Annotated in this window: 29 protein-coding genes; 28 read left to right on the forward strand and 1 reads right to left on the reverse strand. The window is 46.1% G+C overall.

Features of this window, described 5'->3' with window-relative positions; genetic code table 11:
- Positions 1-115 precede the first annotated feature (115 nt).
- A complete protein-coding gene (locus tag EZJ49_RS16130; RefSeq protein ID WP_262553294.1) occupies positions 116-871 on the reverse strand; it encodes a hypothetical protein in 756 nt (251 codons plus the stop codon).
- A gap of 217 nt (positions 872-1,088) precedes the next feature.
- Between EZJ49_RS16130 and rpoB the strand changes: the two genes are divergently transcribed.
- The 28 genes from rpoB (at position 1,089) to rpmJ (ending at position 23,664) form a co-directional block, all read left to right on the forward strand.
- The gene (rpoB, locus tag EZJ49_RS16135) at positions 1,089-5,345 is read left to right on the forward strand and encodes a DNA-directed RNA polymerase subunit beta (protein WP_410468740.1); all 4,257 of its coding nucleotides are present in this window, start codon (positions 1,089-1,091) and stop codon (positions 5,343-5,345) included.
- 29 nt (positions 5,346-5,374) lie between these two features.
- Positions 5,375-9,502, forward strand: coding sequence for a DNA-directed RNA polymerase subunit beta' (rpoC, locus tag EZJ49_RS16140; protein WP_410468741.1), 4,128 nt, complete (start codon positions 5,375-5,377; stop codon positions 9,500-9,502).
- A 187-nt stretch (positions 9,503-9,689) separates the two neighbouring features.
- Positions 9,690-10,064: a 30S ribosomal protein S12 gene (gene rpsL / locus EZJ49_RS16145; protein WP_011165356.1), complete on the forward strand. Its 375-nt coding sequence runs from the start codon at positions 9,690-9,692 to the stop codon at positions 10,062-10,064.
- Positions 10,065-10,074: 10 nt separating this feature from the next.
- Positions 10,075-10,548, forward strand: coding sequence for a 30S ribosomal protein S7 (gene rpsG / locus EZJ49_RS16150; protein ID WP_262553297.1), 474 nt, complete (start codon positions 10,075-10,077; stop codon positions 10,546-10,548).
- Positions 10,549-10,557: 9 nt separating this feature from the next.
- On the forward strand, positions 10,558-12,663 hold the full coding sequence (gene fusA, locus EZJ49_RS16155; RefSeq protein ID WP_262553298.1) for an elongation factor G: 2,106 nt from the start codon (positions 10,558-10,560) through the stop codon (positions 12,661-12,663).
- A 206-nt stretch (positions 12,664-12,869) separates the two neighbouring features.
- Positions 12,870-13,187, forward strand: coding sequence for a 30S ribosomal protein S10 (gene rpsJ, locus EZJ49_RS16160; protein ID WP_011165353.1), 318 nt, complete (start codon positions 12,870-12,872; stop codon positions 13,185-13,187).
- 9 nt (positions 13,188-13,196) lie between these two features.
- Positions 13,197-13,859 carry a 50S ribosomal protein L3 gene (rplC, locus tag EZJ49_RS16165; RefSeq protein ID WP_262553299.1) on the forward strand — a complete coding sequence of 221 codons (663 nt, stop codon included), beginning with the start codon at positions 13,197-13,199 and terminating at the stop codon, positions 13,857-13,859.
- Position 13,860: 1 nt separating this feature from the next.
- Positions 13,861-14,490: a 50S ribosomal protein L4 gene (rplD, locus tag EZJ49_RS16170; RefSeq protein WP_262553300.1), complete on the forward strand. Its 630-nt coding sequence runs from the start codon at positions 13,861-13,863 to the stop codon at positions 14,488-14,490.
- Positions 14,490-14,768, forward strand: a complete 279-nt coding sequence (rplW, locus tag EZJ49_RS16175; RefSeq protein ID WP_262553301.1) for a 50S ribosomal protein L23 — start codon at positions 14,490-14,492, stop codon at positions 14,766-14,768. The genes rplD and rplW overlap by 1 nt, the downstream gene beginning before the upstream one ends.
- A 2-nt stretch (positions 14,769-14,770) precedes the next feature.
- Entirely contained in the window at positions 14,771-15,589 is an 819-nt protein-coding gene (gene rplB / locus EZJ49_RS16180; protein WP_262553302.1) for a 50S ribosomal protein L2, read from the forward strand.
- Between the two features lie 9 nt (positions 15,590-15,598).
- Positions 15,599-15,886: a 30S ribosomal protein S19 gene (gene rpsS, locus EZJ49_RS16185; RefSeq protein ID WP_262553303.1), complete on the forward strand. Its 288-nt coding sequence runs from the start codon at positions 15,599-15,601 to the stop codon at positions 15,884-15,886.
- Between the two features lie 12 nt (positions 15,887-15,898).
- Positions 15,899-16,231 carry a 50S ribosomal protein L22 gene (gene rplV, locus EZJ49_RS16190; protein ID WP_015092004.1) on the forward strand — a complete coding sequence of 111 codons (333 nt, stop codon included), beginning with the start codon at positions 15,899-15,901 and terminating at the stop codon, positions 16,229-16,231.
- A gap of 2 nt (positions 16,232-16,233) precedes the next feature.
- A complete protein-coding gene (gene rpsC / locus EZJ49_RS16195) occupies positions 16,234-16,899 on the forward strand; it encodes a 30S ribosomal protein S3 (protein ID WP_262553304.1) in 666 nt (221 codons plus the stop codon).
- Entirely contained in the window at positions 16,886-17,293 is a 408-nt protein-coding gene (gene rplP, locus EZJ49_RS16200; protein WP_262553305.1) for a 50S ribosomal protein L16, read from the forward strand. Before rpsC ends, rplP begins: the two co-directional genes overlap by 14 nt.
- Before the next feature lie 4 nt (positions 17,294-17,297).
- Complete coding sequence (gene rpmC, locus EZJ49_RS16205) at positions 17,298-17,489, forward strand: 50S ribosomal protein L29 (protein WP_011165344.1); 192 nt, start codon at positions 17,298-17,300, stop codon at positions 17,487-17,489.
- Between the two features lie 9 nt (positions 17,490-17,498).
- Positions 17,499-17,768: a 30S ribosomal protein S17 gene (gene rpsQ / locus EZJ49_RS16210; protein WP_262553306.1), complete on the forward strand. Its 270-nt coding sequence runs from the start codon at positions 17,499-17,501 to the stop codon at positions 17,766-17,768.
- A 9-nt stretch (positions 17,769-17,777) separates the two neighbouring features.
- A complete protein-coding gene (gene rplN / locus EZJ49_RS16215) occupies positions 17,778-18,146 on the forward strand; it encodes a 50S ribosomal protein L14 (RefSeq protein WP_011165342.1) in 369 nt (122 codons plus the stop codon).
- A gap of 11 nt (positions 18,147-18,157) precedes the next feature.
- Positions 18,158-18,697: a 50S ribosomal protein L5 gene (gene rplE / locus EZJ49_RS16220; RefSeq protein WP_262553307.1), complete on the forward strand. Its 540-nt coding sequence runs from the start codon at positions 18,158-18,160 to the stop codon at positions 18,695-18,697.
- A gap of 10 nt (positions 18,698-18,707) precedes the next feature.
- Positions 18,708-19,013, forward strand: coding sequence for a 30S ribosomal protein S14 (gene rpsN / locus EZJ49_RS16225; RefSeq protein ID WP_262553308.1), 306 nt, complete (start codon positions 18,708-18,710; stop codon positions 19,011-19,013).
- 10 nt (positions 19,014-19,023) lie between these two features.
- Complete coding sequence (gene rpsH, locus EZJ49_RS16230; protein WP_011165340.1) at positions 19,024-19,413, forward strand: 30S ribosomal protein S8; 390 nt, start codon at positions 19,024-19,026, stop codon at positions 19,411-19,413.
- A gap of 7 nt (positions 19,414-19,420) precedes the next feature.
- Positions 19,421-19,963, forward strand: a complete 543-nt coding sequence (gene rplF / locus EZJ49_RS16235; protein WP_262553309.1) for a 50S ribosomal protein L6 — start codon at positions 19,421-19,423, stop codon at positions 19,961-19,963.
- Positions 19,964-19,975: 12 nt separating this feature from the next.
- Positions 19,976-20,341: a 50S ribosomal protein L18 gene (gene rplR / locus EZJ49_RS16240; protein WP_262553310.1), complete on the forward strand. Its 366-nt coding sequence runs from the start codon at positions 19,976-19,978 to the stop codon at positions 20,339-20,341.
- A 10-nt stretch (positions 20,342-20,351) separates the two neighbouring features.
- Positions 20,352-20,810, forward strand: coding sequence for a 30S ribosomal protein S5 (gene rpsE, locus EZJ49_RS16245; protein WP_011165337.1), 459 nt, complete (start codon positions 20,352-20,354; stop codon positions 20,808-20,810).
- A gap of 20 nt (positions 20,811-20,830) precedes the next feature.
- Positions 20,831-21,013 (forward strand): 50S ribosomal protein L30, encoded by a 183-nt coding sequence (rpmD, locus tag EZJ49_RS16250; RefSeq protein ID WP_262555966.1) that lies wholly within the window; start codon positions 20,831-20,833, stop codon positions 21,011-21,013.
- Between the two features lie 9 nt (positions 21,014-21,022).
- Complete coding sequence (rplO, locus tag EZJ49_RS16255; RefSeq protein WP_088564474.1) at positions 21,023-21,460, forward strand: 50S ribosomal protein L15; 438 nt, start codon at positions 21,023-21,025, stop codon at positions 21,458-21,460.
- Positions 21,460-22,788, forward strand: coding sequence for a preprotein translocase subunit SecY (gene secY, locus EZJ49_RS16260; RefSeq protein ID WP_262553311.1), 1,329 nt, complete (start codon positions 21,460-21,462; stop codon positions 22,786-22,788). Before rplO ends, secY begins: the two co-directional genes overlap by 1 nt.
- The gene (locus EZJ49_RS16265; protein WP_262553312.1) at positions 22,788-23,423 is read left to right on the forward strand and encodes an adenylate kinase; all 636 of its coding nucleotides are present in this window, start codon (positions 22,788-22,790) and stop codon (positions 23,421-23,423) included. Before secY ends, EZJ49_RS16265 begins: the two co-directional genes overlap by 1 nt.
- Before the next feature lie 127 nt (positions 23,424-23,550).
- The gene (rpmJ, locus tag EZJ49_RS16270) at positions 23,551-23,664 is read left to right on the forward strand and encodes a 50S ribosomal protein L36 (protein ID WP_011165332.1); all 114 of its coding nucleotides are present in this window, start codon (positions 23,551-23,553) and stop codon (positions 23,662-23,664) included.
- Positions 23,665-23,666 lie beyond the last annotated feature (2 nt).

Genomic DNA, 23,666 nt, shown 5'->3' on the forward strand with positions numbered 1-23,666 from the left:
CGAGGAAACTCGGGGCTTTTTGCATTTTGGGCCTTCGCTTTTACCCTTCGTTGGGGTTGGGCTGGGGGCTCGCTGTGGGCCAAAATGCAAAAAGTCCCTCATTTTGGCGTGTGAGTTACCAGGCGTAGCCTAGTTTTAGGCCGAAGGCTTCTTGGGTTTCTCGGTCGGATCTATCCCATTTGATGTCGATGTGGCTGTATTCGATGGCGGCTCGGAATCCTTTTTGGTGGGTGCTTAGGCCCAGGGAATAATAGCCGTGGATTCCGTCGTCTTTGTAGGGGCCGAAGGTGCCATTTGTACTGGTGATGTTGGTTTTTACGTTATGGGCCTCGTATATGTAAGAAAAGTAGGGGACCACATATTCGTATTTGTACCCTAAGCTGATTCCGGCTTGGGAAGTTGTGATGTCGGACTTGGCTTTAGCGTCTGTGGTGTTGCTGCCCACGGAAAATTCGTCGGTGGTGGTTTCGCTTTTTGTTCCGTATGCGCCCATGATAGATCCTACCCACACTCGGTTTTGGGTTCCGTGGTTCAGGAACTGGAATCTTGCTCCCCACAGGAAGTTTTCCACGTATAGCTCTAAGCCTTTGAAAACACTTAAGCTTGCATCAAAACCCACATTATTCGCGCCAGCTACGAAGTCACTTGCGTCCACGTCGTTGTTGATCAGGACTTTGTCGCGCAGGGGTGGGTTGGCGTTAATATCGTTTACCAGCGTTACGCGGGTTTCTGAAGCCATCACGATGGCGGCGTGTCCCTGCCATTGTTCGTTGACCACGACCGGCATGTTGAAATGGGAGGCTCGCAGGCTGATAGAGTGAGAGCATGCTGACAAACTGAGCAAACTTAAGGCGAACAACGCTCTAAACATAAGGTTCCTTTTTCTTTCTTTTTTTAAGCCTATGATGCGGCCTCGATGTGGGCTACTGAATAGCTGCAACCCTCGAATTGATACACTGCAATATTGGGCTGTTTTGGGGGCGTCTGAAGTTTTTGGAAAGGCATCAAAAGTTCCTATAATCACTTGATTTATTGAAAACTTAGGGTAGTTTGAGATACTTGCGTTTTTATTTAATGTGGGCCTTGGAATGTTCCCCCCGAAGCGAACATCCGATTTTCTTATCACGGAGAGTACATTGGAAAAAACTCCAGTTACGGCTTCTAACATTCGAGTTAGAAAGTCATTCGCGAAAAATAAGCAAGTCATTGATATCCCAAATCTGATTGAACTGCAGAAATCTTCTTACGAAGCTTTCATTCAAAAAGATATGGATCCAGATCGCCGTGGCGAAGCTGGTCTCAATGGCGTTTTCAAATCTGTTTTCCCAATCACAGATTTCAACAATACAGCAAGCCTTGAGTTCGTATCATACACTCTAGAGCCAGCTAAGTACGACGTGGACGAGTGCCGTCAGCGTGGTATGACTTTCGCTGCTCCGATCAAGGTGACTCTTCGTCTGATCGTTTTCGATGTTGATGAAGAAACTGAAGCACGCAGCATCCGTGACGTGAAAGAACAGGAAGTTTATCTGGGTGAAATCCCTCTGATGACTGCCAACGGTTCCTTCATCATCAACGGTACTGAGCGCGTTGTTGTTTCCCAGTTGCACAGATCTCCGGGCGTGTTCTTCGATCACGACGGTGGTAAAAACAATGCTTCTGGTAAATTGATCTACTCTGCACGTGTGATCCCTTATCGTGGTTCATGGTTGGATGCTGAGTTTGACCAGAAAGATCTTATCCACGTACGTATCGACCGTCGTCGTAAGTTCCCAGTTACAATCCTGTTGAAAGCTTTGGGTTACAACTCCGAACAGCTTCTGGAATACTTCTACGATCTTGATGAAGTTTACGTTAAGGGCGGCAAGCTCTTCCGTAAGTTGGACATCGAGCGTATGTCCGGTCAAAGAGCCTTGACTGATATCGTTGATCCAAAATCCGGCGAAGCGCTGGTAAAAGCGGGTCGTCGTATCACTCGTGCTATCGTTAAAAAGATCAAAGATCTTGATATCACAGAGCTTGAAGTTCAGCCGGAAGATCTTGATGGTAAAGTTTTGGCGAAACCGCTGATTGATGAATCCACTGGTGAAATCATCGCTGATGCCAATGCGGAATTGAACTCTGCAATCATCAAGCGTTCCATCGAAGCTGGTATCGACAGCTTCTTCATGATCTTCTTCGACGGTTTGACTGTGGGGCCTTACCTGCGCAACACCCTGTTGGTTGATAAAGTCTCCAACAAAGAAGAATCTTTGGTTGAGATCTACAAACGCCTTCGTCCTGGTGAGCCTCCAACTTTGGAAGCTGCTACGACATTCTTCGGCCGTTTGTTCTTCGATCCAGAGACTTATGACCTTTCTGAAGTTGGTCGTATCAAGATCAATCACAGATTCGGTATCTCTATGGACGAATGTCCACCGTCTCACAGAACACTGACTCACAAGGATATCCTGAGCACCATCAAAACTTTGATCGATCTGAAAAATGGTCGTGGTGTTATCGACGATATCGATCACTTGGGTAACCGTCGTGTTCGTTCCGTGGGTGAGCTTCTGGAAAACCAATACCGCATTGGTTTGGTTCGTATGGAACGCGCTATCCGTGAGCGTATGTCCCTTCAGGACGTTGAAACTATGATGCCTCACGATCTTGTGAACGCGAAACCTGTGAATGCCGTAGTAAAAGAATTCTTCGGTTCTTCCCAGTTGTCTCAGTTCATGGATCAGACGAACCCACTTTCCGAGATCACGCACAAACGTCGTTTGTCCGCTCTTGGACCTGGTGGTTTGACTCGTGACCGCGCTGGTTTCGAAGTACGTGACGTACATCCTACGCACTACGGACGTATCTGTCCTATCGAAACTCCAGAGGGTCCAAACATCGGTTTGATCGCCTCTTTGGCGACTTACGCTCGTATCAACAACTATGGTTTCATCGAGACTCCATACCGTAAAGTTGAAGCGGGTCAGGTTTCCAAGGACATCAACTATCTTTCTGCACTGGAAGAAGCTGGTCACCACATCGCTCCGGCGGCACGTGACGAAGCTGGCAACAAAGCCATCCAGACTGCAACCACCATCACTCGTCGTGACGGTGAGTACGAGATTGTTGATAAAGATAAAGTTGCTTTGATGGACGTTTCCCCATCTCAGTTGGTTTCCATCGCAGCTTCCCTGATTCCATTCCTTGAGCACGATGACGCCAACCGTGCCTTGATGGGATCGAACATGCAACGTCAAGCGGTTCCACTGCTGCGTTCTCGCGCTCCACTTGTTGGTACGGGCGTAGAGCGTTTGGTTGCTCGTGACTCCGGTACTTCCATCGTTGCTCAAAACGATGGTATCGTTGAGGAAGTTGATGCTTCCCGTATCGTTATCCGTCGTTTCGCCAAAGGTGGCGAGCTGGGTGCGAACGTGGACATCTACAACCTGACGAAGTATCAGCGTACGAATCAAAATACGTGCTTCAATCAAAAACCAATCGTTACTGTTGGTGACAAGATTTCCAAAGGCGACATCATCGCTGACGGTCCTTCCACTGAACTGGGCGAGCTGGCATTGGGTCAGAACATCCTTGTGGCGTTCACTCCTTGGCAGGGTTACAACTTCGAGGACTCCATCCTTATTTCTGAGCGTCTGTTGAAAGACGACGTTTACACTTCCATCCACATCGAAGAATTCGAGTGCGTGGCTCGTGACACAAAACTTGGTAAGGAAGAGATCACTCGCGATATCGCTAACGTTGGTGAAGAAGCTCTGAAAGACCTGGATAGCTCTGGTATCATCCGCATCGGTGCGGAAGTTCGCCCTGGCTTCATCCTGGTTGGTAAAGTGACTCCAAAAGGTGAAACTCAGCTTTCCCCAGAGGAAAAACTTTTGAGAGCGATCTTCGGTGAAAAAGCCGGCGACGTTCGTGATACATCTCTGCGTGCGCCATCCGGCGTGTACGGAACTGTTATCGATGCTCAAGTTTACTCTCGTGAAGGTGCAGACCGCGATGAGCGTTTGTCCCTGATCATCGAAGAGAAAAAACGCAAGCTTGAAAAAGACTTGGCGGTTGAGCAGAACGTTATCAAAAATAACGCTATCTCCAAACTTCGTGACATCCTGGTTGGTAAAACAACTACAGGCGTTCTTCTGAATGAAGACGGTTCTCAGAAGTTGTTGAACAAAGGTCAGGACATCACTGAAGCGGATCTAGAGACAGTTCCATTCGAATTGTTGAACTACATCCCTCTTGAGCAAGACCTTGAGTTCCAGGTGAACAAAATCATCGACAATGCTCGTAACCAGTTGGATGCAGTTAAACTTGTGTTCAATGAAAAGATCGATCGTCTTCGTAAAGGTGACGAATTGCCTCCGGGCGTGATCAAAATGGTTAAAGTTTACGTTGCTATCAAACGTAAAATGCAAGTCGGGGATAAATTCGCCGGTCGTCACGGAAATAAGGGTGTTGTCTCCAAAGTATTGCCTGCGGAAGACATGCCTTATCTAGCTGACGGTACACCAGTGGACATGGTTCTGAATCCACTAGGGGTTCCTTCTCGTATGAATATCGGTCAGATCCTTGAGGTTCACTTGGGTTGGGCAGCGCACAACTTGGGTAAACAACTGGGTGCTCATCTTGAGAAATGGAATGCGGAAAACGCACGTTCCGAGATGAAAGATATCTTCAACGACAGCGATATCTCTACAAAACTTGATAAAGCTGATGATGCTTCATTGAAGTCCATGGTCAACCGCATGAAGAACGGTATCCACGTGGGTACTCCGGTCTTCGACGGTGCTCGTGAGGCTGATGTGAAAGGTCTTCTTGAAAAAGCACAGGTTCCAACATCCGGTAAGTCCGTTCTATTCGACGGTCGTACAGGGGAGCCGTTCACGAACCCAGTTACTGTGGGTATCATGTACATGCTTAAGCTTCACCACTTGGTTGAAGAGAAGATCCACGCTCGTTCTATCGGACCTTATTCTCTAGTTTCTCAGCAGCCTTTGGGCGGTAAAGCTCAATTCGGTGGTCAGCGTCTAGGGGAGATGGAAGTTTGGGCGATCGAGGCGTACGGTGCGGCTTATTCTCTGCAAGAGTTCCTGACTGTTAAGTCAGATGACGTTGCGGGTAGAACTCGTATGTACGAAAGCATCGTGAAGGGTGAAAACATCCTTGAGCCAGGCTTGCCTGAATCCTTCAACGTATTGGTGAAAGAGCTTCAATCTCTGGCACTGAACGTGGAGCTGATGGAGTCTGACATTCTACGTGACCAGGATGAAGATTTTGGTGACGAAGAAGTGATCGAGGTAGAACCAGTTGCGCCGGTTGCGTCTAAAGACGAACCAGAGCAGCACTAAGTTTAATAATTTAACAACAGGGGTGTTCTTTGAGAGACTTGTTGAATTTTTTCGATAAACCAAAAGATCCACTTTCGTTTGACGCCGTACGAGTATCGTTGGCGTCACCTGAAATGATTCGTGAATGGTCATTTGGTGAAGTTAAGAAGCCAGAAACTATCAACTATCGTACTTTCAAGCCTGAACGTGACGGCTTGTTCTGTGCGAAAATCTTCGGTCCTATCAAGGACTACGAGTGCTTGTGCGGTAAGTACAAACGTATGAAGTACCGTGGCGTCGTCTGTGAAAAGTGCGGCGTTGAAGTGACTCAGACCAAGGTTCGCCGTGAGCGCCTTGGTCACATCGAATTGGCAACTCCAGTAGCCCATATCTGGTTCCTGCGTTCTTTGCCTTCTCGTATTGGTAACCTTTTGAATCTTTCTTTGAAAGACGTTGAAAAGGTTCTTTACTGTGAAGCACACGTTGTTATCGATCCAATGGAAACAACATTGGAAGAAGGTCAGGTTCTGACTGAAGAGGCGTTGCAAGCAGCGCTTAACGAATTCGGTCCTTCCTTCAAATACGGCATGGGTGGTGAAGCGGTTCGTGATCTTTTGAAAAAGATCGACCCTGAATACCTGTCCCGTAAACTTCGTTTGGAAGTGAAAGATACCAAGTCTGAAGCTGGTATCAAAAAATTGACTAAACGCCTGCGCGTTGTTGAAGCCTTCAAAGGTTCCATCAACAAGCCAGAGTGGATGATGTTGGAAGCACTTCCGGTTCTTCCTCCTGATCTTCGTCCATTGGTACCTCTGGATGGCGGCCGTTTCGCGACGTCTGACCTGAATGACCTGTACCGCCGTGTGATCAATCGTAACAACCGTTTGAAACGCCTTCAGGAGCTGAACGCTCCAGACATCATCATCCGCAACGAAAAACGTATGTTGCAGGAAGCGGTTGATGCGTTGTTGGACAACGGTCGTCGCGGTAAGACCTTCACTGGTCCGAATAAACGTCCTCTTCGCTCCCTTTCTGACATGTTGAAAGGTAAGCAGGGTCGTTTCCGTCAAAACCTTTTGGGTAAACGTGTTGACTACTCTGGTCGTTCCGTCATCACAGTAGGTCCAACTTTGAAGCTTCACCAGTGCGGTCTTCCTAAGAAGATGGCTTTGGAGCTGTTCAAGCCATTCGTTTACAACAAACTTGAAGAAAAAGGTTTGGCAGCAACGATCAAGCAAGCAAAACGCCTTGTTGATCAAGAAACAGTGGAAGTTTGGGATATCCTGGCTGACGTGGTGAAAGAGCACCCAGTGCTTCTGAATCGTGCGCCAACTCTTCACAGATTGGGTATCCAGGCATTCGAACCTGTTCTTCACGAAGGTAAAGCTATCCAGTTGCACCCGCTAGTATGTACGGCGTTCAATGCCGACTTCGACGGTGACCAGATGGCAGTTCACGTTCCACTTTCCGTGGAATCCCAGGTTGAAGCGCGCGTTTTGATGATGTCCACAAACAACATCCTTTCTCCAGCTTCCGGTAAGCCAATCATCAATCCTTCTCAGGATATCGTGTTGGGTCTTTACTGGTTGACTCGTATGCGTCCGGGCGCCAAGGGTTCAGGCAAAGCCTTCTCCAGCGTTCAGGAAGCTCAATACGCGTTTGAGACAGGTCTTGTGGACCTTCAGGCGTCTTGTAAGGTTCGTATCAAAGGCACATTGCAGGAAACGACTGTAGGTCGTGCAATCCTTTCTGACATCGTTCCTAAAGAAGTTCCGTTCAACGAAGTGAACGTGACTATGAATAAGAAACAAATCGCTGCGTTGATCGACAAGACGTTCCGTCTTGCGGGCGCTAAAGCGACTTGCATCCTTGCTGATAAAATCATGGAGTTCGGCTTCAAGTATTCAACAGCAGCAGGTATGTCCATCGGTATCGATGACATGGTGATCCCGGCAGCGAAAGCTCCGATGATCGCGGATGCCGAGAAGCAAGTGACTGAGATCCAGCAGCAGTACGACGAAGGTTTGATCACAGATGGTGAGCGCTACAATAAAGTGGTGGATATCTGGGCTCAGACTGCGGATAAGATCGCTAAAGAAGGTATGAACGCGATTGAAAAACAAACGTTCAACGTTGGTGGTAAAGAAGTTGTTGGTCCATCCTTCAACCCTATTTACATCATGGCTGACTCCGGAGCCCGTGGTTCCGCAGCTCAGATCCGTCAGTTGGGTGGTATGCGTGGTTTGATGGCGAAACCTTCTGGTGAGATCATCGAAACGCCGATCACTGCGAACTTCCGTGAAGGTTTGACAGTTATCCAGTACTTCATCTCCACGCACGGTGCGCGTAAAGGTTTGGCCGATACCGCATTGAAAACAGCGAACTCCGGTTACTTGACTCGTCGTTTGGTTGACGTTGCTCAGGACGTGGTCGTTTCTGAAGTGGATTGCGGTGTTGAAGATGGTTTGGAAATCACTCCGATTTACGAAGCGGGTGAAATCGTTCAAAACATCGGTGACCGTATCTTGGGTCGTACAGCATTGAAAGATGTTGTTGATACTGCAACGAACGAAGTTGTTGTTCGTGCAAATCAAGAGATCACTGAAACTGACGTTAAGGTTATCGAAGGCCGTGGTATCGACAGAGTCGACATCCGTTCTGCTTTGATCTGTCAGTCTAAGCGCGGTGTTTGCGTGAAGTGCTACGGACGTGATTTGTCCCGTGGTGCGACTGTAAACTTGGGTGAAACAGTGGGTATCATTGCTGCTCAATCTATCGGTGAGCCGGGTACACAGTTGACGATGAGAACGTTCCACTTGGGTGGTGCGGCATCTCGTGCGGTTGAACAATCTGTTCACACATCTCGTTACGACGGTACAATTAAACTTGAAAACGTTCATGCAGTAACAAACCGTAACGGTAAGTTGACTGTGATGAATCGTAACGGTTCTGCAAAAGTTATCGACGAAGCAGGCCGTGAAAGAGAAGACTTCAAGCTTGTTTACGGTGCTGTTTTGAACTTCAAAGAAGGCGACAAAGTTGCCAAAGGTCAGACAGTAGCGGAATGGGATCCATATTCGAATCCAATCATCGCAGAGGTTTCTGCGAAGATCCAATATCAGGATATCGAAGAAGGTTCCACAATGCAGGAACAAGTGGATGCGGTAACTGGTTTCGCGACCAAAGTTATCATGGAATCCAAGTCTTCTGATGTTAAGCCAACAGTGTTCCTAGTGGACGGTGCTGGTAAGACATTGAATCTTCCTGGTCGTGACATCCCAGCACGTTACCTGATCCCGGTTGGGGCTCAGTTGCTTGTTGCGGATCAACAGGAAGTTCATGCGGGTGACGTAATCGCGAAGATGCACCGTGAAGCTTCGAAAACGAAGGATATCACCGGGGGTCTTCCGCGCGTTGCCGAGTTGTTTGAAGCTCGTAAACCGAAAGAAGCAGCTATCATCTCTGAGATCGATGGTTATGTGACATTCGGTAAAGACGTTAAAGGTAAACAACGTGTGATCGTAACTCCTGAAGTGGGTGAGCAAAAAGAATACCTCATCCCTAAAGGTAAGCACGTTGCTGTAAGAGAAGGTGAGTACGTAAGAGCCGGTGAGGCTTTGATGGATGGTCCAACAAATCCTCATGACATTCTGGCGGTTCTGGGTGCTAAAGCCTTGTCTGCATACCTTGTAGATGAAATCCAAGAAGTTTACAGACTTCAAGGGGTTGGTATCAATGACAAGCATATCGAAGTCATTGTTCGTCAGATGCTACGTAAAGTAGAAATCCGTGATGCCGGCGACAGCCGCTTCTTGGCTGGTGAGCAAGTTGAAAGATACGCTTACATGGAAGAAAACGAACGTATCAATAAAGAGGGTGGTCAACCTGCGACTTGCAGCCCACTTCTTCTTGGTATCACTAAGGTTTCTTTGAGCACTGACAGCTGGATTTCAGCGGCGTCCTTCCAAGAAACTACAAAAGTTCTTACGGAAGCAGCGATCAATTCTCGTACAGACCATTTGCGTGGCCTGAAAGAGAATATCATCATGGGTCGTCTGATCCCTGCAGGAACTGGTTTGACTTCTTACAAACGCTGGAAAGTGTCTGTACATGAAGACGACGATATCGGCTTTGTTGCATTGCCGGGTATGACGTCTTCTGTTCAGCCTCAAGGCTAAGCAGTAAGAAAAGCCTGATTTGCCGGCTTCACAGGCCGGCAATAGGGTAAAAAGCCCATAGAATAAGGACCTCACGCCTATTTCTGTGGATAAATGTAATTTTAACAACAAAGTCTTGACCTGGGCGTCACAGAAATGTAAGTTCCAGCGTCCAGAACCGCATAATTGTTTTTAAGGGGTATATAAAGTGCCAACAATTAATCAGCTCATCAAAAGTGAGCGTACAGTTCAAAAAAACCAAACAAAATCACCAGCTTTGGATTCTTGTCCTCAGCGTCGCGGTGTTTGTACACGTGTTTATACAACGACTCCAAAGAAGCCGAACTCCGCTCTTCGTAAAGTAGCAAAAGTTCGTCTGTCCAATGGCTTCGAAGTTATCTCCTACATCCCTGGTATCGGCCATAACCTTCAAGAGCACTCCGTCGTTCTAATCCGCGGTGGTCGTGTGAAGGATTTGCCGGGTGTTCGTTACCACATCGTTCGTGGGGTATTGGACCTTCAAGGTGTAAACGGTCGTCTTCGCGCCCGTTCTAAATACGGTACTAAGAGACCTAAGAAATAAGGATTGAGAGATGTCACGTCGTAAAAAGACCTTTAAAAGAGAAATCATTCCAGATCCGGTTTTCAAGGATCTAGTTATCGCTAAGTTCGTCAATAAAATGATGATTCAAGGTAGAAAAGCAACTTCTCAAAAGTTGTTCTACGGTGCTTTGAAAGAGCTTGAAGGTAAAGTTCAAGGTGAAGAGCCATTGGCAATCTTCAAGAAAGCTCTTGAAAACGTTAAGCCGTCTATCGAAGTTCGTTCCCGCCGTGTTGGTGGTGCGACTTACCAAGTTCCAGTAGATGTTCGTCCATCTCGTCGTTTGGCTTTGGCTATGCGTTGGTTGGTAGAATACTCTCGCGAGCGTGGTGAAAAAGACATGGCGAAGCGTTTGGCTGGTGAATTCTTGGACGCGTACAATAATAGAGGTAACTCTATTAAGAAGAAAGACGACGTTCACAGAATGGCTGAGTCTAACAAGGCATTCTCTCACTACAATTGGTAATCTGTTCAGATGTCAGCTAAAGATCCTAAAGTTGTAGCTGATCTCAAGTACACTCGTAATATCGGCATCATGGCTCACATCGATGCCGGTAAGACGACCACCACCGAACGCATTCTTTACTATACAGGTAAAAGTCATAAAATCGGCGAGGTCCATGATGGCGATGCTACCATGGACTGGATGGTTCAAGAGCAAGAGCGTGGTATCACCATTTCCTCTGCTGCGACCATGGCGTTCTGGAAAGATCACAGAATCAACATCATCGATACTCCGGGCCACGTGGACTTCACTATTGAAGTTGAACGTTCGCTGCGCGTATTGGATGGCGCGATCGCAGTTTTCGACGGCGTGAATGGGGTTGAACCTCAGTCCGAAACCGTCTGGAAGCAAGCTGATAAATATAAAGTTCCCCGCATTTGTTTCGTAAATAAGATGGACCGTGTTGGTGCTGACTTTGTGATGTCCTATGGGACGATCAGGGAAAAGCTCAATGCGAACCCAATCCCCGTACAGGTTCCCATTGGAATGGAAGACACTTTCCGTGGTGTCGTAGATCTTTTGGAAAACCGCGCTTACGTATGGGATCAGTCCGGAATGGGTGACCATTTCGAAGTTATCGATGTTCCCAATGATATGAAGGAAGAAGTGAACCGCTTCCGTACTGAGGTCATTGAGAAGATCGTTGAATTTGAAGACGAACTCCTTGAGAAGTATCTCAATGGGGAAGAGATCACTGTGCCAGAGCTTAAACGTGCTTTGCGCAAAGGGACTCTTGATTTGAAAGCCTTCCCGGTGTTCTGTGGGGCTGCTTTCAAAAACAAAGGTGTTCAGCCACTTCTTGATGGCGTGATTGATTATCTTCCGTCACCTTTGGAAGTTCCTGCGATTGTGGGTCATGACCCTGATCGTCCTGAAAAAGAAATTATCTGTAAAACTGACTTCGAAGGCAATACGGCTGCTTTGGCGTTTAAGATCGCCAATGATCCCTTTGCCGGCACTTTGACTTATATCCGTGTCTATTCCGGAGAAGTAAAAGTCGGTGAACAGCTTTTGAATCCTCGCACTCAAAAGAAAGAGCGCATCCAAAAGCTTGTTAAAATGCACGCCAATTCCCGCGAAGAGATCACTGGTCTGAAAGCAGGGGATATTGGTGCTGTGATCGGTCTAAAGTTTACCGGTACAGGGGACACTCTTTGTGAGAGTTCTCATCCTGTGGTGCTTGAAGCGATCACATTCCCAGAGCCGGTCATTTCTGTGGCTGTGGAGGCGAAGTCTTCTGCGGACCAGGAAAAGATGCTGGCGGGTCTGGCAAAACTTGAAAAAGAAGATCCTTCTTGTCGTTTGCGTACCGATCCGGAAACGGGGCAAATCCTGTTGTCGGGCATGGGTGAGCTTCACCTGGAAATCCTGGTGGATCGCTTGCTTCGTGAACACAAAATCCAGGCAAACGTGGGTAAGCCGCAGGTTTCCTATCGTGAGACGATCACGGCAGCGGCTAAGGCCGAACATGTGTATGAACGTGAAATTGCCGGCGAAGCGCATTTTGCGAAGGTTTCTTTGTCTTTGGAGCCAATAGCTCAGGCTGAAGGTGTTCAGTTCGTCAGCAAAGTGGTGGTGTCTAAAGAATTTACAGCCCCTATGTTGAAGGCGGTTGAGGCGGGCTTCCGTGAAGCAGCTGAGGTCGGTCCTTTGGCGAGCTGTTCAATGTTGGGTATTAAAGGCACTTTGAATTCTGTTGAGGTGCGTCCTGAGGCTTCCAGTGAAATGGCATTTAAAGCGGCCGCTTCCCTGGCATTCCGTGATGCTGTTAAGGCGGCATCAGTGGAGCTTATGGAGCCTATCTTTAAGCTTGAGGTAACCTGCCCGGATGAATTCGTGGGTAACATTGTGGGTGACCTTAATGCTCGTCGCGGAAAAATCCTCGCGATGAACGTCAAGCAGGGTGGTGGGCAGATTGTTTCTGCAGAAGCCCCTCTGGCGAGTCTGTTTGGCTATGCTACGGATGTCCGCAGCTTGAGTCAGGGTCGTGCTAGTTTTAGCATGGAATTCTTAGAGTACGCCGTGGTGCCTACGAAGGTACGAACGGAAATTCTACACAAAATGGGAAGATACTAAAAAAAGTAATATTTCCCTTTGACATTAGATTTCAGAGTGCGCATACTCGCGCACTCATAGCGTCTAAATCTACAAAAAACCCCCCGCGTTGAAGGCGATTCAGGCCGCAAGGGCTAATTCGGGGCAAGTTTTCGATGGGATAGGGACGTGAGTTGTTAACAATTTGCTAGTAAAAACGATACTTTATAAAAGAGAAGAGTGTCCATATGCAAAGTCAGAAGATTAGAATCAGATTGAAGGCATTCGATCATAAATTGCTTGATCAGTCGACGAAAGAAATCGTTGAGACTGCTCGTCGTACAGGCGCTAAAGTTGCGGGTCCAATTCCCTTGCCTACTCGCATCAATCGCTACACTGTATTGCGTTCTCCGCACGTAGATAAAAAATCTCGTGAACAGTTCGAAGTGAGAACTCATAAGCGTATGCTCGATATTTTAGAACCCACTCAACAAACAGTAGATCAACTTATGAAGTTGGATCTTTCTGCTGGCGTTGATGTCGAAATCAAACTTTCTGCGGTTTAGAGGTAAGACGTGAGCGAAACTACAGAAACTCAAAATACTGCAGGTCTTAAATTGAACGGCCTGTTCGCGTTCAAAGAAGGTATGGCTACTATCTATAACGAGAACGGCGAAGCTGTTCCTGTTACAGTTCTTCGTTATGAGCCTTGGTTTGTTTCTCAAATCAAAACTAACGAAACAGATGGTTACGAAGCTCTTCAAGTAGCTTGTCATCCTAAAAAAGCTAAAAACTCCAACAAAGCTGAAAAAGGTCACCTTGAAAAAGCTGGCTTCGAGAATGGCGCTCAGTTCGTAAAAGAACTTCGTCAAGCTCTTCCTGAGGGTGCTGCTGTTGGTGCACAAATCTCTATTGACAGTTTGGTTAAAGGTGATTTCGTAAAAATCACTTCCAAGTCTAAAGGTAAAGGTTTTGCGGGTTCCGTGAAGCGTTGGGGCTTTGCAGGTGGTCCTGCATCCCACGGTTCTAAATTCCACCGTCGTCCGGGTTCTTCTGGTAACAGAACATGGCCAGGTCGTGTAATGCCGGGTAAGAAATTCCCAGGTCATTTGGGTGCTGAAACTGTCACTGTTAAGAACGTAGAAGTTGTTCAGATCATCGCTGAAGAAAACGTTCTGATGGTAAAAGGGCCAGTTCCAGGTGCTAGAAACACTTTGGTGAAGTTGGTGAGAGAATAGTATGGCTACAGTAAATGTATTAAACTGGAAAAAAGAAAAAGTTGGTTCCGTTGAGTTGGCAGCTGACGTGTTCGAAACTCCTGTTAAAAAGGAAGTTCTTCACACTGTTGTTCAATGGCAATTGGCGGCTCGTCGTCAAGGCACTCACATGACTAAGACTAAAGGTCTTGTGTCTGGTGGTGGTAAAAAGCCGTTCAAACAAAAAGGTACTGGCGGAGCTCGTCAAGGTTCTAGCCGTTCTATCTTGATGCCTGGTGGTGGTACCGCTTTCGGTCCTCAACCTCGCAGCTACGCTTTCATGTTGCCTAAAAAAGTTCGTCGTTTGGGTCTGAGCATGGCTCTTTCTCACCTTCAAAAAGAAGGCAAGTTGTTCGTAGTGGACAGCATGGCTTCCGAAGGTAAAACTGCTGAGCTTAACAAGCGTTTGAAAGCTTTCGGTTTGAAGAAAGCCGTATTGGTTGATTCTGCTGTTGATGAAAAATTCAGCCGCGCATCTAAAAACTTGCCGACATTCAAATACTTCCCAGTTGAAGGTTTGAACGTATTCGACTTGTTGAAATACGATGCTGCAATCATCACTAAAGAATCTGTAGCAAAAATCGTTGATCGTTGTTCATTGGAGAAGGCGTAATGAAACAAGTAATTAAAGCCCCTCTGGTTACAGAGAAAAATACATACCACAACGCAGCTGGCGTTTATGTTTTCGAAGTGGATATGAAATCCACGAAAACAGAAATCAAAGCTTCTGTTGAAAAGAACTTTAAAGTTAAAGTTGACAGCGTAAGAACAAGCGTCTGCCGCGGTCACTCTAAGCAAACTAAATTTGGTCTAACCAAGATCCCTTACTGGAAAAAAGCTTACGTTAAGCTTGTTGAAGGTGAGAAGATCGCTCTATTTGAGGGAGTATAAAGATGGGTATTAAAACATTTGCCCCACGCTCTCATGGTCGCAGAGGAATGACTGGTTTCGATTTCAAAGAAATCACAAAGACAACTCCAGAGAAGTCTTTGCTTGCTCCTCTGAAAAAACAAGCTGCTCGTAACAATCACGGTCAAATCACGATTCGTCACCAAGGTGGCGGTCATAAGAGAAAATACCGTTTGGTTGATTTCAAGCGCACTAAACTTGACGTAGCAGCAAAAGTTGTTGCGATCGAGTACGATCCAAACAGAACTTGCCGTATTGCTCTTATTTCTTACATCGACGGTGCTAAGGCTTATATCCTTGCTCCAGTTGGTTTGAATGTTGGTGATACTGTTATTTCTTCTGATAAAGCCGACATCAAGCCAGGTAATTCCCTGACTTTGGGTGCTATCCCAGTTGGTACTGTTATTCACAACATCGAATTGCGTCCAGGCAAAGGCGGTCAAATCTGCCGTGGTGCTGGTGCAAGTGCGACTCTTGCTGGTAAAGGCGAAAAGTACTGCCAAGTACGTATGCCATCCGGTGAGTTGAAGCAGGTATTGACAGTTTGCCGTGCTTCTATCGGTCAAGTTGGTAACACTGACAACGAAAACATCAACCTAGGTAAAGCTGGTCGCTCTCGTTGGAGAGGTATTCGTCCATCCGTTCGCGGTATGCACATGAATCCAGTGGATCACCCACTCGGTGGTGGTGAGGGCGTTGGTAAGGGTCATCACCCAGTAACTCCATGGGGTCAACCATGTAAGGGTTACAAAACTAGAAACAATAAGAGAACCAACTCTTCAATCATCAAGAGACGTAAGTAGGAGTAAAAGGTGGCACGCTCAATTAAAAAAGGTCCATTCGTCGATACTCATGTTCAGAAGAAAATCGACAATGCACTTGAGAAAAATGATAAAAAAGTTATTAAAACTTGGTCTCGCCGCTCAACAATTCTTCCTGAGACTATCGGACTTACTTTCGCAGTTCACAATGGAAGAAAGTTCGTTCCTGTGTACATCACAGAGAACATGATTGGTCACAAACTCGGTGAGTTTGCTCCAACCAGAACTTTCCATGGTCATGCCGAGAAGAAGGCCGCAGCTCCTGGCGCGAAGAAGTAATAGAGGTTGATAATGGAAGTTAAAGCAAGCTTGAAATATGCAAGAGTTGGTGCTCAGAAAGCAAGATTGGTTGTTGACCTTGTTCGCGGTAAAGACGTGAACGAAGCGGTTAAAACCCTTACTTTCCTGAACAAAAAAACTGCAGGTATGGTAAAAAAGCTAATCGAATCAGCTGTTGCCAATGCTGAATACAAAAAGGTTATGGATGTAGATAGCCTTTATGTTAAAGCTATCTGGGTTGATCAAGGTCCCGTTCTTAAAAGATTCCGTCCTCGTGCACAAGGTCGCGCGTTCGGTGTTCGTAAGAAGACCAGCCACATTAACGTAGTACTCGAGGAGAAATAGTCGTGGGACAAAAGGTTAATCCAATTGGTCTAAGAGTTGGTGTTATCAGAACTTGGGATTCTCGCTGGTATGCGAAGGGTCAACAATATTATGAAAATCTCCACGAAGACATCCGTTTGAGAAAGTTCCTTAAGGACAAGCTTAAACACGCGGGTGTTGCGAAAATTGAAATGGAACGTGCTGCGAAGAAGATTAAAATCATCATCTCCACAGCTCGCCCAGGTGTTGTTATTGGTAAAAAAGGTACTGGCATTGACGCTCTGAAAGCGGAAGTTCAAAAACTTACACCCAACGAAGTTTTCCTGAGCATCCAAGAAGTGCGCAAACCAGACCTCGATGCTCAGCTCGTTGCTGAGAGCATTGCTCAACAACTTGAGAAACGTATCTCTTGGAGAAGAGCTCTTAAAAAATCTATTGCAGCTGCGATCAAAGGCGGCGTGAGAGGTATCAAGATCCGTGTTTCCGGTCGTCTTGATGGTGCAGAGATTGCCCGTTCTGAGTGGTACAATGAGAAGAGCGTTCCTCTTCATACATTGCGCGCTGATATCGACTACGGTACAGCAGAAGCTCTAACAGCATACGGTATCATCGGCCTGAAAGTATGGATCTATAAAGGCGATATCTTATCTGCTCGCGAAGTTGAGGAGGCAGGTCGTGTTAAGTCCTAAAAGAGTAAAATGGCGTAAACAATTTGTAGGCCGCGCTACTGGTTTTGCAGTAAGAGGCGCTAACCTTGATTTCGGAGACTACGGTCTTCAGGCAATCGAGGAAGGTCGTCTGACTGCTCGTCAGTTGGAAGCTGGTCGTATCGCTATCTCCCGTTCTGTTAAGCGTGGTGGTAAAATCTGGTGCCGTGTGTTCCCAAACACTCCGGTAACTAAAAAGCCTGCTGAAACTCGTATGGGTAGCGGTAAAGGTAACCCTGAACTATGGGTTGCTCGTGTTCTTCCTGGAAAAGTTCTTTTCGAAATGAACGGTGTGACACGTGAGCAAGCTAAAGAAGCTTTCGAACGTGCAGCTCACAAACTTCCTTTCAAAACTCGTTTCTTGGTAAGGGAGTAGTTGTATGAAGTTCGTAGAGATTAAAGATCTTTCTGTTGCTGAATTGAAAAAGAAAAGAGCGGCTCTTTCCGAAGAGCTGTTCCAGGCACGTATCAAGAATTCCATTGGGCAGCTTTCTAACCCAGTGCAAATCCGTGGTCTTCGCCGCGACATCGCTAAAATCAATACAGCGATTGTAAAAAAAGTGGCGAGATAGGGGTAGGAAATGACTGAAACTAATTCTAGAGGCCGTAAAATTGAAGTCGTAGGTGAAGTTATCAGCGACAAGATGGATAAAACCATTTCTGTTCTGATCTACCGCATGGTTAAGCACGCTAAATACGGAAAGTATGTTAAGAAGACATCTGTATTCAAGGCTCATGACGAAAAGAACCAGGCAAAAGTTGGTGACATCGTTAAGATCCGTGAAACTCGTCCTCTGAGCAAAACTAAACGTTGGGCTTTGTCTGAAGTCGTAGAAACGGCGAAGGCATAGGAGACTGTTATGATTCAAATGCAAACTAGACTGAATGTAGCAGACAACTCTGGCGCAAAAGAAGTTATGTGCGTTAAGGTTCTTGGTGGTTCTAAGCGTCGTGTAGCATCCATTGGTGATGTTATCGTTGTTTCCATCAAAGAAGCTCTGCCAAATGCAAAAGTAAAAAAAGGTGACGTAGCTAAAGCTGTTGTTGTTAGAACTGTAGCTAAACTTCGTCGTCCAGACGGATCTTATATCCGTTTCGATGACAACTCTGCAGTTTTGATCAACGCTTCTAAAGAACCAATCGGAACACGTATCTTTGGCCCAGTAGCCAGAGAATTGAGAGCAAAGTCTTTCGTTAAGATTGTTTCTTTGGCTCCGGAAGTTCTATAAGGGGTGACGAGATGAATCGCTTACATACAAGATATAAAAAAGAGATTGCTCCCGCTCTGAAGAACCAATTGGGAGTTAAAAACGTGATGCAAGTTCCTCGCTTGGAGAAAATCACTCTTAGCGTGTGCTTGAGCGAAGCTGTTCAGAATCCAAAAATCTTGAACACTGTGGTTGATGAGATCACAGCGATCACTGGACAAAAAGCTGTTATCACTAAAGCAAAGAAAGCAATTTCTAACTTCAAATTGCGCGCTGGCATCCCATTGGGTGTTCGTGTGACTTTGAGAAGAGAGAAAATGTGGTCATTCATGGATCGTCTGAACACGTTGGCACTACCTCGCGTACGTGACTTCCGTGGCTTGCCTAATAAAGGCTTCGACGGTCGTGGTAACTACAATATGGGCTTGAAAGAGCAGATCGTGTTCCCTGAGATCAACTACGATAAAGTAGATAAGACTCGTGGTATGAATATCACTATCTGTACAACTGCGAAGAACGATACTGAAGGCAGAGCGTTGCTTGAAGCGCTTGGTATGCCTTTCAGAAAATAAGAGGTGTCACTTGGCTCGTAAAGCAAGCATTGAAAAAAACAATAAAAGAAAAGCTCTTGCTGCTAAGTATGGTCAATACAGAGCAGAACTGAGAGCTAAAGCTGTTGATATGAAGCTTTCTGACGAAGAAAGAGCAACTGCACGTAAAAAGTTGCAAGCTCTTCCTCGTGACACAAACCCAAACCGCACAATCACACGTTGTGAAATTTCTGGTCGCCCTCGTGGTAACTACAGAAAATTCGGTTTGTCTCGTATTGCGTTCAGACAATTGGCCCTTGACGGTAAATTGCCTGGCGTAACGAAAGCCAGCTGGTAAGAGGTTCAGAATGGATACAATTTCTCAGTTCCTTACAATGATCAGAAACGCTGGAGCGGCAAAACACGAAAAAGTGGATATGCCTGCTTCCAAAGTGAGAGCTGGTATTGCTCAGATCTTGGTAAACGAAGGTTTCATCAGAAGCTTTAAAGTTGCTAAAGACAGCAAACAAGGCATCATGCGTGTTTATTTGAAGTATGACGAAGCTGGTGGTCACGCGATCAATAATATTGACCGTGTAAGCCGTCCAGGCCGTCGCGTTTATGTTAAATCTGACAAGATTCCAACTGTTCGTTCTGGTATGGGCATGTCCATCATCAGCACAAGCAAAGGAATCATGAGCGGTAAGCAAGCTACAGAGCAAAAGCTTGGTGGCGAACTGCTTGCGACACTTTGGTAGGTGAATTATGTCTCGTATTGGAAAAGCACCCGTTGTTTTTGATAACACAGTACAAGTAAGCTTAACACCTGCTAACGAAGTTGTCGTTAAAGGTGCGAAAAGCTCACTTAAAATCGGTATGAAACCAAATGTTTCCGCGAAAATCGACGGCAACAAAGTGGTTTTGACTCCGAATGATGACTCTAAAGAAAGCCGTGCAATGCATGGTCTTTACAGAGCTCTTATCCAGAACGCAGTAACTGGCGTTACTAAGGGCTTCACTAAAGGTTTGGAGCTTCAAGGGGTTGGATATCGTGCGAACGTAGCTGGTAAAAAGTTGGAGCTTTCTTTGGGCTTCTCTCACCCAGTTATCTTCGACATTCCAGAAGGTATTGAAATTAAAGTCGATAAGCAGACCAGCTTGAGCATCACTGGTCCAAGTAAAGAGCTTGTTGGACAAGTTGCGGCGAAAATCCGTTCCTTCCGTCCACCAGAGCCTTACCTGGGTAAAGGTGTTCGCTACACTGGTGAGCAAATCAGACGTAAAGCCGGTAAGTCAGCTGGTAAATAATTGAGGTAACGTATGAAACTTAAAATTAGCAAACATACAAGCGATAGAAAAGTAAATCGCCTCAAGAAGAAGATCAGAATCCGCAAAACTGTACAAGGAACTGCGGAAAGACCACGTCTTTGCGTATTCAGAAGCGGTAAGCACGTCTACGCTCAGATCATCAACGACGTTGATGGTAACACTTTGGTAGCTGTGTCTTCTTTGGGTAAAGAGGATAAATCTGGTATCGAAATGGCGAAACTTGTTGGTATCGAAGCAGCTAAAGCAGCTACTGCGAAAAACATCAAAGACGTAGTTTTCGACAGAAACGGTTACCTCTATCATGGTCGTGTTAAATCTCTTGCAGATGGCGCTCGTGAGGGCGGCCTCAATTTCTAAGGAGTGATGTGTGGAGAAAGTTCAAGCTCAAGCAGCTGAATTAGAAGAGCGTGTAGTAGCGATCAACCGTGTAACGAAAGTTGTTAAGGGTGGTCGTCGCTTCTCTTTCGCAGCTCTAGTAGTTGTTGGTAACAAAGCTGGTGATGTTGGATTCGGTTCCGGCAAAGCTGGTGAAGTTCCAGAAGCAATCGGGAAGGCAAGCAGATCTGCAAAGAAATCTGCTAAATCTGTAGCTTTGAAGGAAGGTCGTACAATCCCTCACGAAGTTATCGGTAAATTTGGCGCAGCAAAGGTGATCATGAAGCCAGCTGCTCCTGGTACTGGTGTTATCGCGGGTGGTGCGGTTCGTGCCGTTCTTGAATCTGTAGGTGTAAAAGACATTCTTACTAAGTGTGTTGGTACTCGTAACCCTCACAACGCTGTAAGAGCAACAATCGACGGCTTGAAGCAGTTGAAACAACAGCTTTAATTCGCGGACTGGTGGCAAAAATGGCTAAAACATTCGTAGTAACTTTGAAAAAATCAACTATCAAGTGCACTCAAGATCAAAAGGACGCGGTTCGCGTTCTTGGTCTTAAGAAGCTTCACCAAACTGTTGAGGTGAAAGATTCTGCTGCTGCACGCGGTAATATCATGAAAGTACAACATCTTATTGATGTTGTAGTTAAGTAAGGAGCAACCATGAGCTTGCTTAAAACATTGGCACCTAAAGCAGGATCCAAGCACGCTCCAAAAAGAATCGGTCGCGGTATCGGTTCTGGTATGGGCGGTACTTCTACTAAAGGTCATAAGGGACAACTTGCACGTACTGGCGGAACAGTGCGTCGTGGTTTCGAAGGTGGTCAAACACCTATGCACCGTCGTCTTCCTAAGTTTGGTTTCAGTAACGTAGCATTCGCAAATAACTTTGAGATTGTAAACGTTGGCCAACTTGCTAAATTTTCTGGAGAAGTCACTCCTGAATCTCTACACGCTGCTGGACTTATTTCCAAAGGCGCTGTTAAGATTTTGGGAAATGGCGAGCTTAAGACAGCTTTGACTGTAAAAGCTCATAAATTCTCAGAAAGCGCTAAGAAAGCTATTGAAGCTGCTGGCGGCAAAGTCGAGGTAATTAAGTAGTGTCTGCAATTGAGAGCATCGCAAAGAATTCTGATCTTCGTAAACGCATCTTGTTCACATTGGCTCTTTTGGCCATTTACAGAATTGGTGTACACGTTCCGACTCCAGGAGTGGACGGATCTGCGGTGCTCTCATTTTTCCAGGCGCAAAGTCGTGGGATTTTTGGGCTCTTTAATACCTTCACGGGTGGTGCCCTGTCTCAGTTCAGCATCTTTGCACTGGGTATCATGCCTTACATCTCCTCTTCCATCATCTTCCAACTTTTGACTTCTGCGGTTCCATACCTTGAAGCTCTTAAGAAAGAAGGGGAGCAAGGCCGTCGTAAAATCAACCAATACACTCGTTATGCGACTGTCGCTTTGGCCGTTATCCAAGGTTATGGTATCAGCACATGGTTGATGAATTCCACAAGCCCGGATGGACATCCTTTGGTGATTGCTCCAACTGTGGCGTTCCTTCCGTTCCAGATCATGACTATCATCACATTGACAGCAGGTACGTGCTTTATCATGTGGTTGGGTGAACAGATCACAGAACGTGGTATCGGTAACGGTACATCCCTGATCATCTTCACTGGTATCGCTGCTGCGATCCCTGGTGGTGCTCAACAGCTTTGGGAGCTTGTTCGCACAGGCGAAATGCGTTTTGCATTGGCTTTATTGTTGGTGGCTTTCATGGTTGCGATTATCGCAGCTGTTATCTATGTGGAAGTTGCTCAGCGTAGAATCACAGTTCAGTATTCTCAAAGACAAGGTGGTGGCGGTATGCAGTCTATGCAAACTCCAACATCTCATCTTCCTATTAAAATCAATATCTCCGGGGTTATCCCACCGATCTTCGCCAGCTCCTTGTTGATGTTCCCGGCGACGATGGCTCAGTTTGTTAATACGCCTTGGTTGAAAGCTTTGCAGGATTCTCTGAATCCTTCAGGCACTATCTTCAACATCATGTTCGTGGCTTTGATTGTCTTCTTCTCTTTCTTCTATACAGAGATCGTTTTCAATCCGAACGACGTGGCTGACAATCTGAAAAAGTACGGTGGTTTCGTTCCGGGCGTTCGCGCGGGTAAATCCACTGCTGACTATATCCAGAGAGTTCTGGAGCGTGTAAACGTTCTTGGCTGTATCTACCTGTGCACAATTTGTATTCTTCCAGGCATCATGGTTAACCAATTCAACGTTCCATTCCACTTCGGTGGTACGAGCTTGTTGATCTTGGTGGGTGTTGCTTTGGATACTGCTCAGCAGATCCAGTCTCATATGATCACTCAGAAGTATGAGGGCTTCCTTAAGGGGGCTAAGATTCGCAGCAGAAGGGTTCAGTTCTAATGAACTTGATCCTCTTTGGAGCCCCAGGGGCCGGTAAAGGTACTCAATCCGAACTTTTGATTAAGCGTCAGGGTATGACACAGATCAGCACTGGCGACTTATTCAGAGCTGCCATCAAAGGGCAGACTGATCTGGGCAAAAAAGCTCAAGAGTTCATGGATAAAGGGCAGCTTGTGCCAGATAGCATTGTCATCGGCATGGTTGAAGAAGTTCTCCAAAAAGGCGTAACGAACTTTATTTTAGATGGTTTCCCTAGAACTGTAGCCCAGGCTCAGGCTCTAGATGAATTACTTGTAAAAATGAATCTATCCATTGATAAGGCGATTTTCCTGGAAGTTCCCATGAAAATCCTTATGGATAGGCTGACTGGAAGACGCGTATGTAAAAATTGCGGCGCTGTCTATCATGTAGTCAGTAAGCCCTCCAAAGTAGAGGGCAAATGTGATTTGTGCGGTGGTGAGGTCATTCAACGGAATGATGACAAGGCGGAGGTTATCGAAACCCGTCTTAAAACTTATGAAGAGTTCACAAGCCCCCTAAAAGAGTTTTATAAAAAATCAGGCAAATATACTGAAGTGGACGGAAATAGGGATACCGAAGAAGTCTATAAAGAGATCGAAAAAATAATAAAATAGACGGCTGTATTATTTTTATCTCTAGACTTTGTGTTTTTTCGGTGTTAGCGTGCCGGACCGCATTCGTATTTTTGCTGGAATTTTCACTTTTTTAATGAAGTGAAAAAATAGCGTATGGGAAGACAGTATGAAAGTAAGACCATCAGTAAAAGCAATCTGTAATAAGTGTAAAGTTATTAAAAGAAAAGGCGTTATTCGCGTTATCTGCGAGAACCCTAAACATAAGCAAAGGCAGGGTTAATC

Origin of the sequence: Bdellovibrio bacteriovorus (genome assembly GCF_025558485.1) — a bacterium.
Lineage (GTDB): Bacteria > Bdellovibrionota > Bdellovibrionia > Bdellovibrionales > Bdellovibrionaceae > Bdellovibrio > Bdellovibrio bacteriovorus_G.

Coding starts and splice junctions, on each gene's coding strand:
- rpsH (WP_011165340.1), top strand. CDS start 19,024: ATGGATACAATTTCTCAGTTCCTTACAATGATCAGAAACGCTGGAGCG.
- EZJ49_RS16130 (WP_262553294.1), bottom strand. CDS start 871: ATGTTTAGAGCGTTGTTCGCCTTAAGTTTGCTCAGTTTGTCAGCATGC.
- EZJ49_RS16265 (WP_262553312.1), top strand. CDS start 22,788: ATGAACTTGATCCTCTTTGGAGCCCCAGGGGCCGGTAAAGGTACTCAA.
- rplD (WP_262553300.1), top strand. CDS start 13,861: ATGGCTACAGTAAATGTATTAAACTGGAAAAAAGAAAAAGTTGGTTCC.
- rpmD (WP_262555966.1), top strand. CDS start 20,831: ATGGCTAAAACATTCGTAGTAACTTTGAAAAAATCAACTATCAAGTGC.
- rplE (WP_262553307.1), top strand. CDS start 18,158: ATGAATCGCTTACATACAAGATATAAAAAAGAGATTGCTCCCGCTCTG.
- rplV (WP_015092004.1), top strand. CDS start 15,899: ATGGAAGTTAAAGCAAGCTTGAAATATGCAAGAGTTGGTGCTCAGAAA.
- rplR (WP_262553310.1), top strand. CDS start 19,976: ATGAAACTTAAAATTAGCAAACATACAAGCGATAGAAAAGTAAATCGC.
- rpsQ (WP_262553306.1), top strand. CDS start 17,499: ATGACTGAAACTAATTCTAGAGGCCGTAAAATTGAAGTCGTAGGTGAA.
- rpmJ (WP_011165332.1), top strand. CDS start 23,551: ATGAAAGTAAGACCATCAGTAAAAGCAATCTGTAATAAGTGTAAAGTT.
- fusA (WP_262553298.1), top strand. CDS start 10,558: ATGTCAGCTAAAGATCCTAAAGTTGTAGCTGATCTCAAGTACACTCGT.
- rplN (WP_011165342.1), top strand. CDS start 17,778: ATGATTCAAATGCAAACTAGACTGAATGTAGCAGACAACTCTGGCGCA.
- rpsJ (WP_011165353.1), top strand. CDS start 12,870: ATGCAAAGTCAGAAGATTAGAATCAGATTGAAGGCATTCGATCATAAA.
- rpoB (WP_410468740.1), top strand. CDS start 1,089: ATGTTCCCCCCGAAGCGAACATCCGATTTTCTTATCACGGAGAGTACA.
- rplO (WP_088564474.1), top strand. CDS start 21,023: ATGAGCTTGCTTAAAACATTGGCACCTAAAGCAGGATCCAAGCACGCT.
- rplF (WP_262553309.1), top strand. CDS start 19,421: ATGTCTCGTATTGGAAAAGCACCCGTTGTTTTTGATAACACAGTACAA.
- rplW (WP_262553301.1), top strand. CDS start 14,490: ATGAAACAAGTAATTAAAGCCCCTCTGGTTACAGAGAAAAATACATAC.
- rpsG (WP_262553297.1), top strand. CDS start 10,075: ATGTCACGTCGTAAAAAGACCTTTAAAAGAGAAATCATTCCAGATCCG.
- rpmC (WP_011165344.1), top strand. CDS start 17,298: ATGAAGTTCGTAGAGATTAAAGATCTTTCTGTTGCTGAATTGAAAAAG.
- rplB (WP_262553302.1), top strand. CDS start 14,771: ATGGGTATTAAAACATTTGCCCCACGCTCTCATGGTCGCAGAGGAATG.